Source organism: Methanobrevibacter arboriphilus (genome assembly GCF_019669925.1).
GTDB lineage: Archaea > Methanobacteriota > Methanobacteria > Methanobacteriales > Methanobacteriaceae > Methanobinarius > Methanobinarius arboriphilus_A.
The window spans coordinates 1,424,740-1,438,174 of sequence record NZ_AP019779.1 but is presented as its reverse complement, the minus strand read 5'-3'; the positions used below and the strand labels follow the sequence as shown (position 1 = coordinate 1,438,174).

9 protein-coding genes are annotated in these 13,435 nt (G+C 24.6%); 1 reads left to right on the top strand and 8 read right to left on the bottom strand.

Annotation, left to right across the window (positions count from 1 at the left end):
- Positions 1-51 precede the first annotated feature (51 nt).
- On the bottom strand, positions 52-1,371 hold the full coding sequence (locus MarbSA_RS06270; protein ID WP_221061200.1) for a UDP-glucose dehydrogenase family protein: 1,320 nt from the start codon (positions 1,369-1,371) through the stop codon (positions 52-54).
- A 482-nt stretch (positions 1,372-1,853) separates the two neighbouring features.
- Between MarbSA_RS06270 and MarbSA_RS06265 the strand changes: the two genes are divergently transcribed.
- On the top strand, positions 1,854-3,131 hold the full coding sequence (locus MarbSA_RS06265; RefSeq protein WP_221061199.1) for a nucleotide sugar dehydrogenase: 1,278 nt from the start codon (positions 1,854-1,856) through the stop codon (positions 3,129-3,131).
- A 72-nt stretch (positions 3,132-3,203) separates the two neighbouring features.
- On the opposite strand, the gene MarbSA_RS06260 is transcribed toward MarbSA_RS06265, so the two are convergent.
- The 7 genes from MarbSA_RS06260 to MarbSA_RS06230 all read right to left on the bottom strand — a co-directional run bounded on the left by MarbSA_RS06260 (position 3,204) and on the right by MarbSA_RS06230 (position 13,408).
- Entirely contained in the window at positions 3,204-4,349 is a 1,146-nt protein-coding gene (locus MarbSA_RS06260; RefSeq protein ID WP_221061198.1) for a glycosyltransferase family 2 protein, read from the bottom strand.
- A gap of 104 nt (positions 4,350-4,453) precedes the next feature.
- On the bottom strand, positions 4,454-6,223 hold the full coding sequence (locus MarbSA_RS06255) for a hypothetical protein (RefSeq protein WP_221061197.1): 1,770 nt from the start codon (positions 6,221-6,223) through the stop codon (positions 4,454-4,456).
- A 14-nt stretch (positions 6,224-6,237) separates the two neighbouring features.
- A complete protein-coding gene (locus MarbSA_RS06250; RefSeq protein ID WP_221061196.1) occupies positions 6,238-7,374 on the bottom strand; it encodes a glycosyltransferase family 2 protein in 1,137 nt (378 codons plus the stop codon).
- A 94-nt stretch (positions 7,375-7,468) separates the two neighbouring features.
- A complete protein-coding gene (locus MarbSA_RS06245) occupies positions 7,469-8,608 on the bottom strand; it encodes a glycosyltransferase family 2 protein (protein WP_221061195.1) in 1,140 nt (379 codons plus the stop codon).
- Positions 8,609-10,474 carry a class I SAM-dependent methyltransferase gene (locus MarbSA_RS06240; protein ID WP_221061194.1) on the bottom strand — a complete coding sequence of 622 codons (1,866 nt, stop codon included), beginning with the start codon at positions 10,472-10,474 and terminating at the stop codon, positions 8,609-8,611.
- Between the two features lie 67 nt (positions 10,475-10,541).
- Positions 10,542-12,080, bottom strand: a complete 1,539-nt coding sequence (locus MarbSA_RS06235; RefSeq protein WP_221061193.1) for a glycosyltransferase family 2 protein — start codon at positions 12,078-12,080, stop codon at positions 10,542-10,544.
- Between the two features lie 23 nt (positions 12,081-12,103).
- A complete protein-coding gene (locus MarbSA_RS06230; RefSeq protein ID WP_221061192.1) occupies positions 12,104-13,408 on the bottom strand; it encodes a glycoside hydrolase family 99-like domain-containing protein in 1,305 nt (434 codons plus the stop codon).
- Positions 13,409-13,435: the final 27 nt, after the last annotated feature.

The window sequence follows — 13,435 nt, the reverse complement described above, 5'->3', positions numbered from 1 at the left end:
ATTATTTTATTATTTTATTGAATAAACTAAATAATTTTATTTAATCATAATCTAACTACCAATTTGATAGTATTCAAAACCAAGATTATTTAATAATCGTTTATCAAATTGATTCCTACCATCAAAAATAATTTTATTATTTAATCTATGATAAATTTCGTTAAAATCAGGACTTTTAAACTCATTCCATTCAGTTACAATAATAAGTCCATCACTATTATTTAATACATCATATTTGCTATTGAAAAATTTAATATTCTCATTACCCTTGAAAATATCCTTAGCTACCTCACGAGCCTTAGGATCATAGGCTTTTACAGTTGCTCCAGATTCAATTAAACCATTAATTATGACAACAGATGGAGCTTCCCTCATATCATCTGTTCCAGGTTTAAACGATAAGCCCCAAAGACCAAAACTAAAGTTTGAAAGGTCTTCACCAAACTTTTCTTTTATCTTATTTAAAATGACCTTTTTTTGTTCATTATTAACATTTTCGACTTCATTCAAAATTTTAGGAGTATAGCCAGCTATTTCACCAGTTTTAATTAATGCACTAACATCTTTTGGAAAACAACTCCCACCATAACCACAACCAGCATATAAAAAGCTATAACCGATTCTTTTATCACTGCCTACTCCTAAACGAACTTTATTTACATCAGCCCCAACTTTTTCACAAATATTAGCTATTTCATTCATGAAAGATATTCTAGTGGCTAGCATTGCATTAGAAGCATATTTAGACATTTCTGCACTTCTAATATCCATTATAATAAATCTATCATGGTTTTTAACATAAGGAGCATATAGCTCTTTCATCATATTGATAGTTTTTTCATCTTCAGAACCAATTATAACCCGGTCTGGTCTCATAGAATCTTCAACAGCAGTTCCTTCTTTTAAAAATTCAGGATTTGAAACCATTTGAAATTTATAATTAACTCCTCTTTTATCGAGCTCTTTTTGTATAATTCTATCAATTTTATCTCCTGTTCCAACTGGTACAGTAGATTTTGTGACAATTATCAGATCATGAGACATTAATTCCCCAATACTTTTAGCTACTTGAAAAACAACATTTAAATCAGCACAACCATCTGAAGCCATTGGAGTTCCTACCGCTATAAAGCAAATATTCGACTTAGATAAACCTTTTTCAAGTTCTGTTGTAAAGATAAGATTTCCTTTATTATGATTTTTAATAACCATGCCTTCTAAATGCTGTTCATAAATAGGTATTATCCCATTTTTAAGGGATTTAATTTTTTCCTCATCAATATCTATACAATAAACATTGTTTCCCATTTCTGAAAAGCAAGTTCCTGTTACTAATCCCACATACCCTGTTCCAATAACTGTTATATTCATGTTTAATCACTGATGAATTTTAATATTAAAAATACTAATTTTTTATAGGTTATTCTTAATAAATAAAGAATCAATAGAGCCTAATATAGTATAAAAATGTTTATTATACTACAATCAATATAAGATAAAATATTTAAATATACAATATATTATACAATATAAATATAATAGAAGATAATTTTACTGTATAATATTTTACTATATAAATTAAAATTTAATATGAGAATTTTATATATAATAAAAGTTAAATTAGTATTGTTTTTAATAAATACACTAAACATAATATTATTTTTACTGATATATAAATATTCTAATACTATATAATATTTAATATTAGTTAAATTAATAATTACTTAAGGATATATAATGAAAATAAAATTTTTAAATATAATTATTTTTAATAATTATCTAATAATTATTTATATAATTCAGAATTATTTCTATAAATCTAAATCTATAAATTTGAATAGCTAGTGATTATAATGAAAGTTTGTATAATTGGTCAAGGGTATATTGGTCTTCCAACAGCAGTTTTATTTGCAGATAATGGTTGTGAAGTAGTAGGAGTAGATATAAACCCAAATATTATTAGTAGTTTGAATAGTTGTGAGCTTCACATAGAAGAACCAGGACTTAAAGAAAAATTAGAACTAGCTATAAATAATAAAAGATATTCTGCATCATTAAATCCACAGAAAAGTGATGTATTTATAATAACAGTTCCAACACCAAACAATATAGAAGATCTCTCTTGTGATTTAAGTTATGTTATATCTGCATGTAAATCTATAATTCCTTGCTTAGAAAAAGGAAATATCGTAATTATAGAATCAACAATAGCTCCAATGTCAACCAATAAAATTATAAAACCTATTTTTGAAAAAGGGGGATTTGAAATCGGGAAAGACTTATACCTTGCACACTGCCCTGAAAGAGTTCTTCCTGGGAAAATAATAGAAGAACTCATAAATAATGATAGAATAGTCGGAGGAATAACACCTCAATGTTCTAATAAAGCAGCTGAAGTTTATGAAACTTTTGTAAAGGGAAAAATAATGAAAACAGAGGCTAAAACAGCTGAAATGTCAAAATGTATGGAAAATACATTTAGAGATGTTAATATAGCTTTAGCAAATGAATTAACAAAAATATGTTCAAAAATAGGAGTAAATACTCTTGATGTTATTGAATTAGCTAATAAACACCCGAGAGTTAATATACACAGTCCAGGTCCAGGAGTTGGCGGACATTGTTTAGCTATAGATCCTTATTTTATTTATTCATTAGCTCCTGATGAAGCTAAAATGATTAAATTAGCCAGAGATACTAACAATAGTATGCCAAAATTCGTGGTTGATAAAACAAAAGAAATATTAGCGAAAATTAGTGGAATTGAAACTATTGAAAACCTAAAAATAGCAATTTTAGGAGTTTCATATAAAGGGAATACTGGAGATACAAGAGAAAGTCCTGCTCTTACCTGCATTGAGCTATTTAAAAAAGAAGGTTTTGATATAGCTATACATGATCCTCATATTAATGATGAAAATTATTGTAGTTTTGAAGAAGCTATTGAAGATGCTGATATCTGTATTGTATTATCTGAGCATGATGAATTCAAGAATTTGGATTATAATTTGATGAAAGAAAAAATGAAATCCCCAATTGTTTTTGATACTAAGAATATCGTTAAAATTAGTGATAAAACTAAAAAAGAAAATATGGACATTATAAATTATGGAAATATGAATAAACATTAAAAATAAAAAAATGTTTAAAAAAGTGTCTTATTGGCATTGAAAAAATAAAAAGAAATCTTAATATTTAAAAGTCTATTTAAATATTTTTCCTATAATCCTAATAGGTTTTGTTAATTTCCAAGAATTAGAAGAATATAATTCTTTAATTTCCTCCTTAATTTTTTTATTTTCATTATTCAATTTTTTATTTTTATTAATTAATCTTTTATTTTTAGTTCTTAGTTCATAGTTTTCTTTTAATAATTTAAATTCCAAGTAATTTGATGATTTAAGTATAATTAGATAAAAATTCAGATTTTTCTTATTCAAATTGTCTTTAAAGTCTTTGTTGGATTGAGTATCTTTGCTTATATTTGAAAAATATTCCTTCATAATCCAAAAAAACTTTTTTTTATATTTATCATCCATTAAATTATATTTATTTCTTGTTGTTAAAACATTAAAATTAAGTAAATCTTTTTTAAATCTATCATAAGCATTATTTTTTCGAAAAACATTAGTAATTATATCAATGATTGGTATTATTCCATAATACGAATCATTTATAGATGACATTACTGATGATTCTCTTCTTCGTCTATAATATACGTATTCATCTAAAAGAAAAATTTTATCAGCTTTTAGCATTAAATCAAAAAAAAACGGATTATCTTCAAATATAAATCCTTCTGGAAAACGAGTTCCTGATTTCTTTAAAAATTCAGTGTTGTAAAATTTATTAGCAGTTGAAGTAGTTATTTTAAATAAGCTATTTTCAATGTCTTTAATTTTAAATAACTTATTATTAAATTCATTTAAAGGTTTAATTTTATAATAATCACTCTTATAAAATTCATCATTTTTTTCATCATAATCAAGCATTTTAAATATGATTATATCAGTATTCTTAGATTCAGATAAATTATAAAGCTTTTCAAAGATGTCAGAATCTACCCAATCATCAGCATCAACAAAAGCTACGTATTTGCCATTAACATTTTCCAATCCAACATTTCTTGCAGAGCCAGCTCCCCCATTTTCTTTAGATATGACTTTTATTCTACTATCTTTTTTTGCATAATCATTTAAAATTTCAAGAGATTTATCAGTAGAGCCATCATTTATACAGATAATCTCAATAGTCTCTAATGTTTGCTTATTTAAACTATCTAAACATTTTTTTAGGTATTTTTCCCCATTATAAACTGGTACAATTACAGAAACATCTATATTAACCATTATAAACCTCAAATATATAATTTATATTAATAATACAATAAAAACCTCTATCATTATTATTTTATATATTCTTATTATTGCTTATAGTATTAAATATAGTTATTTTATGATATTTTATTATCAATATATTCTTCAATTTCAACGAAAGAATTAAAATCTGCAACAGAAGCATAGTCCATTAAAATAATCATTTTAGTTTTAATAGGCTTTTTTTTATCATATTTTACTATTTCAATTAATTCTTTCTTCTTGGAGTATAAGTTTCTTTCTTTTTCATTTTTTAGTATTTTAATAGTATTTTTAAAACTTATTTTATTATTTCTATATTTTCTTACAATTTTATAAATATTAGGATTTAAAAAGAAATCTAAATAATTTAATCCTATTAATTTTAAAATTATCTTTCCTTTAAAGCCTAATTTTTTGTTAAGATACTTTTGTAAAGGAACTTTTAATTTTTCTCTAACATAATCATAGTCCCAAAAAAAAGGAACCATTTCATGGAATTTAGATTCATATATTGTAGAATAAGGTTCAACATCAATTTGAGGTAACTTATCTCCAACAAATGGAATTTCTAAAAGTTTTGGTTCAGCTCTCTTTAAAATCTCATATACAAATTCTTTATAACCTGATTGAGTATCGTTATATAATAATGCTAAATATGCTTCTTTTTCGGTGTAGAATAGTGGAAAAAAGAAATTGAAACCAGCCAAAAATCTTCTTGAACCCCATCTGTTTCCAGAATATATTAGATTCATATTCTTTTTTTTATAAGCATCTTTTCCAGTACAGTAGAATAATTTAGAATCATGTATAAGTCTATTGAAAGGTTTATAATTATTCGAATTCCAATCTCCTTGTGAAGAATAAAAAGTCGCCATATATTCAGAAATCTTTTGAGGGAGTGGAGACTTTGATTCTACAGTATCATTGAATGAATAATCAATATTTAATTTATCAACTATCATTTTAGCAATGAAAACATCAGGATGATTATTATTCCCAATAGTGAAACATTCCAAAGATATATTCTGTTTATTACATATTTTAAATAATACTGAAAGTGTAATTCTTGAATCAAATCCCCCTGTTAGCCCCAATCTTATTTTTGAAATATTTGGGCTTAAAAATTTTAAGCTATTTTCAACTGAATTAAATAAATTCTCATAATATTTGTCATAAAACCCCGTTTGTCTATGATTAAACTTATTTAAAAAGTTTTTTGGTATTTCTATAGTTGATTTTTTCTTAATTAATATTTTTCCTTCTTTAAAAAATATATTATCATGAGGAAGGATTCTTTTAATATTCTTAAAGATTGTATGTCGAGGAAATTTACGATTCCCCCATTCATTATAAATAGAATCAAAAATAAAGTCTACATCAAAATTTTCAGAGAAAGTCTGTTTTTGGATATTATAAATTCCATCAACAATCAATTTTATTTCTGTAGATAATACACTAAAATTTTCATCTTCATAATAAAATAACTGTCTTAATCCAAAATCAGGAGTCTTCAAAAATCCATTTCCATTCTTATCAATATTAACAAGCTGATAATCTCCCCAAAAGTTAGATTCCTGATTTAATTCATGAAAAACATCTTGAATATCTATCTTTATTTCATTATTAACAGTGAAAAAACCATTTGAAAGTAATAACTTATTTTCATCAAAATAAAAAGAATAATCTTCTTTTTCCTCAATAATTTGATCATAAAGATAAGAATAAATAATAAAATTACTAATATTTATTTTAACATAATTATTAGCTATAAGAGAAGGAGCAGTATTAGAAGATAAATAACTATCATTGATTATTTCATTATCAATCCCAGATCCATCATTTATTGAAATTATTATAAAATGCATAGGTAGCTACTCCATTAATCTTTTAATAATTTTTTGAATTTTCTAAATGGTTTAGTTATTTTCAATACCTTTGATGATTTCAAAGAGTTAATTTTTTGTTTAAGTTTATTATTTTCCTTTGTACATTTTTTAATTTTGTTTTCCAACTCTTTAATTTCATTTAATAGTTCTACTTCATTATAAGAATCAAATTTGACAATATTTAGGTAAATATCTTTATATTTTTTAGGTAATTTTCTTAATTTAACTTCAGACAATCCCATGCTTAGAAATTCTTCTTTAGACCTAATAAAATATTTTTTTTGATAGCTTTCACCACATCTTAGAAACCAAAAATTTATTTGACCTAATTTAAACTGATAAAACTCAAATTTATATGATTCACAAAAATTATTAATAATTAAAAAATCTTCAACTTCATCAATAACCTCAAAAATATCAAATATTCGAGGAGTATCTTTAGAAATTAAAAGCATGGACTCTTGATGATTTCTTCTATAAAAATATAAATATTCTGGGCAAAAAGACAATTTTTCAGCTTTTAATAAAGTTTGAACATGGAAAGGTACATCAGGATAGGTTATATTTTCTTTAAAGTAAAAATTATGCTTTTTTAAAAACTCTAACTTATAAAATTTAAACCAAGGTGCAAAAAGAGTATTCATGACTTGTTTTTTAATATTTTCTGCTTTAAAAGTAAAATTATTATAATCAGTACCTTCATTAAAATAATTTTCAAGATTAAGAGACTTTGGATAAATATAAGAATCATTATCAGAATAATAAAAAACAACTTTAAAAATTACAACATCAGAATCATTAGATTTAGCATTATTATACAATTTTTCAAAAGCATCCAGAGCTAGCCAATCATCATTATCAGAAAATGCTACATATTCGCCATTAGCTATTTTTAAACCTGCTTCTCGAGCAGCTCCTACATCCTTATTTTTTTGAGTAATTATCTTAATCCTATTATCTTTTTTTGAATATCTTTCTAATATTTCTGGTGAAGAATCTGTTGAGCCATCATCAACGCATATAATCTCAATTTCTTTTAATGTTTGATTAATTAAGCTATCTAAACATTTTTCAAGATATCTTTCAGAATTGTAAACTGGAACAATGACCGATACTTTTATATCATCCATATAATCACATTATGTATTACTTATGACATATATTAAATTATTTACTCAATTTACCATATAATAAATTAAAAAAGCATGAAAAGAATAATATAAACTATTTTAAACTATGGAATGATTTCCTTAATTTTCTAATAGGTTTAGTTATTTTCCAGCTATTTGAAGATTTAATAGTTTTCAATTCTTCATTTTTCTTTTTTAATTTTTTATTACTTTTTTTAAGTTCATTTTTAATTTTTGAATTTTTAATAATGCATTTTTCATATAAAAGACTCATTTCTCCGATTATAATTCCATTATCATAATTTTCTTCTGATATTAATTCAAAAAATGAGTAATATGCAATGTTAGTTGGCTTAATATTGTTTTTTGATAGTAATTGAAAAAGTCCTTTTGCTTTTATTAAAAGTTTCTTTTTTTCATTATGGGATAAATTACTTAAAAGTAAGTTCTTCACCCACCAAGTTAAATGTATATTTAAAAAATTAATAAAATAATCTTCTTTATCTTCTTCTTTAAATAGCTGCCAAGTTTTTTCGTAGCCATCAATTAAGCTTGCAGTATATTTATAATTTCGTATTTTGCTTGTTGATTTTGTTTCAGAATCTTGTAATCTATAATAATAAGTAATATCATCTATAAATTTTATCCCATCTGCTTTTAAAAATGTGTGGGATGAGAATAGAACATCTTCTGCTAAAGAATCTTCTGGAAACCTTATTCCACCTTTTTTAATAAAATTTGTTCTAAAAATCTTTGTCCATGCTGCAGGAGGCAAAGAAAAAAAGTTAGGATTTTCATGAATAGATTTAACTTTTTTCAACCCTTTAAGATGACCAGATTGAATATTATCATCATTAAAAACTTGGTACCTACCAACTACAATATCAAAATCCTCATTTTTTATTGTGTTGTATAATAACTCACACGCATAAGATGGGCATTGGTCATCATGATCAATTAACATTAAATATTCACCATTTGCAGTTTCAATTCCAATGTTTCTTGCTCTGCCTGGAAAACCAGAGTTATAATCTAAATAAATGTGAAAAACATTCTCATATTTTTCACTATATTCATTGATAATTTTTTTAGTTGAATCAGTTGAACCATCATCTACTATTATAAGTTCTATATTAGAAAATCCAATAGTTTGATTTATAATAGAATCAACAGTTTCATTAAGATATCTTTCAATATTATATGTTGGTATGACCACACTTATTTTATAATCCATTTATTCTCCTCTATTAGTTTTTCTATTACAATTTTTTTCTTTTTTATTTTTATTAAACAACCTAATCAAGTGATAGGGCCATGTGAAAGTTTTTTTCGAAGGTTTACTTGCTTTAACCATTAAATCTCCAATCTGATATCTTATAGAGTTTTTATGTTTTTTATTTTCTTTTCTTAGTTCCTTTTTTAAAGCCTTTATTTTTACTTTATCTTTAGAGTATTGACTTATATTATCATTATCTAAGTAAATAATAGGTTTGTTTGGTATTTCATATGGTTTTCCACCCCTAACAAAACTTAAAAATTTTTGATCCCATTCTAAAAATGTAGAATATTTCTTTTCAGGTAGATCTAATTCTTCCAATAATTTATTTTGTGGTATGATATCTTCCAAAAATTCATTAAAATAGTAAAAAACAGTTATAGTCCTCCATAAAATAAAGTCTACTGGAACTGGAAAATCAAAGCACCATTCATAATCAATAATAATATATTCATTTCCATCTATAAAAACATTATTAAAAATTAAATCAAGATTGGGGTATTCTAAGCATTTATTAAATCTATTGTCTCTTTTATCTCCAAATATTTCTGAGAATTTAGAGTCATGATAATCTTTACATACTATAGAAGAATCTTTAATAGTTTTAGAAAAAGATTTTATATATTTTAAAAATTTATTGATGTCATTTTCATTTATTAAATCTAGTAATACTGAATCTAATGGATTTTTTTCAATGAAAGGGTATGATAAACTATTATTATTAATATATTTAGTTTTTAAATAATTTAATTTGCTGATTTTATTTTTTGAACTTGTTTGTGACATTTTTACAAGGTGTTTTTTGGCTTTTTCATTTAATGGTGTTTTAATAGCTATTAGTTCATTATCATGTTCTTCAATAAAAGTAGCTATTCTAAAATCTTCTCTACGGCTTGCACTTAATTTTACAAGTTTAATATTTTCAGATAAGCTCCCTTCATCATTTTTTATTTCCACTAAAAAAGAGTTTGAAAAGTATTTTGAAATTCCTTCATATCCGAGTGAATTATTTAAAAGGCTTTCATTGAAAAATTTAGCTCTCATTTGGTCATAATTTGGAATTTTTTCTTTAAAAGGGTATTTTTCTATGAAATAATCAGTGTGAATTATTTCTGGAAATTTATAGTCGGGATAAGGGTAAAAAAATTTGTAGTTAGAAAAACCTGCATTTTCAATAATTTTTTCTAATTCTAATTTAGAAAAAGTTCTAACTTTATCAGTGTCAGAATATTGATTTATTCCAGAAAAAAACATGCTTGTATGGTCTTCTTTAAATCCAGATATATATTTCAAGCCTAATCTATTTTCTATAGCAACTAATATAACCCCATCATTCTTAAGAAAAGATTTAATTTTTATTAAAAAGTCTTTAAAAGGATCATCTGTGTTTGTAAATTGTTTTGCATATTCTAAAACACCGTTTAGAATCACATAATCAAACTTTTCACCGAATTCCATATTATTTAAATTTCCCGCGAAAATTTCTATGTTTTCTTTGTCTTTATGTCTTTCATATATTATTTGAGCCCTTCTATCTGTTAATTCAACAGCTTTAACTTTACCAGCCTTTTGAGAAAAAAGCCCAGTCAATGCTCCACAGCCAGCACCAACTTCTAAAATCGAACAATTTTCCTTAAATGGATACCAATTAAGAATATTTTCCCTTAAATGAGATAAATGATAAAAAATAGCCCAATTATCTTTAAAATCACTCAATTCTTCTAAATTATGATTAGATTTGACAATTTTCAATATAGTGTCCTCAACAGAACCATCTGAATATTCTCTTTCTCCTTTATAAAATTCTTTATTTATTGTAGCCATTGAATCACTTTGAACTTAAAATAACACATAAATCGTGAAATCAAAACCTATAAAACTATAATATAAGTTATTTACTTAAAATCTTTTTAAGTTTTCTAATAGGTTTTGTAATTCTCCAACTCAAAGAGCCTTTCATCTTTTTATTTGTTATCTTTTCTTTTTTTAATTTTTTCTTTAATTTTTTAATTTCTTCTTTGAATTCTTTATTTTCATCAATCGCTGAAGAATTATCCCTAATTATACCAATTCCAGAAAGTCTTTCAATTAGGTATTTCTTATTAAATCTATTTTTTTCATAATGTATTAAGTTATAATCTTTCCAAGTTTTAATGTTTTCTTTTTGATGTTTATCATAATGGCCATGCCAACCATATTTTTTCCTGTCAGACTCAAATCGTGGAAGCCTATCCTTAAAAATTTTTTCTATGGCATGTTCTTCATTTCTCAATGGGTAATGCTTCATTAAAAATTTTAATGGAAAAACTTTTTTAAATGGAAATTCACAATTGTGTCCACCATATCCTGCTAAAGATATATCTTTATTATTTTTCCATGTATTAACCCTTAAAAAATGACCATCTCTTCTACCAAATTCATAATCTAAAATATTTCTTTCAAACTCACTATAAATATCCAAATTTATGTCAGTAAATCTAAAAACTATCTCAGAAAAATCAATTGCATTATATCCTAAGTAATTTGCCCAAGAAATAGCTTCTATAAGTTTTATATTTTCCCAAGGAGCGTATCTTATTTCATCAGCATCATGATGTATAATCCAATCATAATCAGAATCTATAGCTATTTTTTCTTTATGTGATAGAATATCATGCCACTTATATTGTTTATGTTTAGGTTTTTCTAAAGGAACTCTTGAAATAGTTACTCGTTTATTATTTTGATATTCATTGACTAAAATTCTATATGTATCATCAGTAGACCAATTATCCATTACATGAACATCCACTCCTTGATTTAGCAAATGATAGACAACTTCTAAAATAATGTCTTTTTCATTGAAAGTTGAGATAATAGCTAAACATGATACATTAGGAACTTTTTTTATAGCAGTTTCTTTTCCAAATATGGATAAAAATACATTTTTCTCATTTGTATAATTATTATTTCGTGTATATCCAATAGAATAAGGATTTAAATCATGAATTGCCAGTAATTGATAGAAATCATTTAAAAAACATTTTTCATCTAAAATTTCATGATTTGAATGATTTTTTTTGAAATATTCATAATCTACTGTAAATAATAAATATTTACTGCTGTTTACAAAGGTTTTAATAGTTTTTAAAAATTTATCCAAAATTTTTTGGTTACTAATATGTTCTAATATATTATTTGCTATTACAACAGAATTTTCAAGATTTTTTATATTGTAATTACTATTTAAATTTTTAGTAGTGTAACCTAATTTATTATAATATTCCACATATTCTTCAATTGTTATTACTAGTATACTGTATTTTTTATTGAAAATTTCTAAATTATGTTCTTTTCCTGCAGTAATATAAATAAAAGTATTAGACTGTGATTTATCCAATAAATATTTACTGAATTCCCAAACACACGGTTGTTTTACTAATTGATTCATGATTTTTTCCCATAATTAGTTTATTATTTTAAAATTTTTGATGAGTTTGATCTATTTTCTAATAGTGCATCTAATGTTGCTTCTAGATATGCAAATCCATATTTTTTATCTGGTTCTAAATGTGCTCCTTCTGCCCATTCATTCCAAGCATTAATAAAAACAATTTTATTATCAGGGTGGATTTTTTCAGTTTTTTTTATTGCATTAGATAACCATTTTTTATAGAAATCTGGAGAGGAATTATAATATACATGCCCATTATTTTTCTTTCTTGCAGTATTATCCCAAGAGGGTAAAACAGTTTTATAAAGATTTTCATTTTCTTGAATATCTATAAAATTCTTCATTACTATCTTTGGCAAATCAAAAATTCTTCCTTTAAAGTTAGGATTTATAATTTTCTCATTATTGAGAGTATCTCTATATGAAATATTATTGGGAGGAAATTCTAACTCTCCATCAAAACCCCAATCTAAAGAATTAGATTCAAATCCACCAGTTCTTGTGTGTAATAGATATAAATCATCAAATCCTTCTCTTTTTCCATATTCCCTCCAAATTTCTGACATTTTCAACATCATATCTTTTGAAAAAAAATGAGGGCGATATATAATTAAAATTGGGCAATTATTGACTTTGATGTAACGTTTATCTTTTAAAAAAGGCATGATATCTTTAATGAATTTTTTAATATCAGATTCTTCAAACTTTTGGTCTATTAATATATCATCTTCTGAGCCATCCCATCTTCTTGACCATGGTTCATTTGCCCAACAAAGCATGAAAGGAAAATCTAAAGATTTATCATTTAAATAATTAAAAATAGGTTTCTCTAATAATCTTTTTCCGCCTGAAAACCAATAATAATGGAAACAAAACCCGTAAACTCCATATTTTTTTGCTAAACTAACCTGTTCTTTGAAAATTTTAGTGTTATCTAAATCATAGAAGCCTAATTCATCTGGTAAGTGTGGTTGATAATGTCCAACAAATTGAGGTTGACCCTGAGTAACATTTGTCCATTCTGTAAATCCCTTACCCCACCATTTATCATTTTCAGGAATAGTGTGGAATTGAGGTAAATAAAAAGGAATTAGCTTAGGATCATTTTTTTTTCTTTCAAACTCTCTTGAAGATTTTTTAATATAATTTTTAGAGAATAAATTAGAGTTGTTAGCATAAATATCTTTTAATATTTCTTCATTGCTTGCTTTTAAATTTTTATAGTTTTTTTCAAGCTTCAGATATCTTTTTTTAAGCTTTTCATATTTTTTCATGCTAACTATATTGAATATCTTAGAAACTTTATTATTCATAATTTTTTTCATAATTATTCCCTATTTAGATTTATTATT

Bases quoted from the DNA above. Each gene is read 5' to 3' on its own strand.
- MarbSA_RS06265 (WP_221061199.1), top strand. From the start codon at position 1,854: ATGAAAGTTTGTATAATTGGTCAAGGGTATATTGGTCTTCCAACAGCA.
- MarbSA_RS06270 (WP_221061200.1), bottom strand. From the start codon at position 1,371: ATGAATATAACAGTTATTGGAACAGGGTATGTGGGATTAGTAACAGGA.
- MarbSA_RS06245 (WP_221061195.1), bottom strand. From the start codon at position 8,608: ATGGATTATAAAATAAGTGTGGTCATACCAACATATAATATTGAAAGA.
- MarbSA_RS06255 (WP_221061197.1), bottom strand. From the start codon at position 6,223: ATGCATTTTATAATAATTTCAATAAATGATGGATCTGGGATTGATAAT.
- MarbSA_RS06230 (WP_221061192.1), bottom strand. From the start codon at position 13,408: ATGAAAAAAATTATGAATAATAAAGTTTCTAAGATATTCAATATAGTT.
- MarbSA_RS06250 (WP_221061196.1), bottom strand. From the start codon at position 7,374: ATGGATGATATAAAAGTATCGGTCATTGTTCCAGTTTACAATTCTGAA.
- MarbSA_RS06235 (WP_221061193.1), bottom strand. From the start codon at position 12,080: ATGAATCAATTAGTAAAACAACCGTGTGTTTGGGAATTCAGTAAATAT.
- MarbSA_RS06240 (WP_221061194.1), bottom strand. From the start codon at position 10,474: ATGGCTACAATAAATAAAGAATTTTATAAAGGAGAAAGAGAATATTCA.
- MarbSA_RS06260 (WP_221061198.1), bottom strand. From the start codon at position 4,349: ATGGTTAATATAGATGTTTCTGTAATTGTACCAGTTTATAATGGGGAA.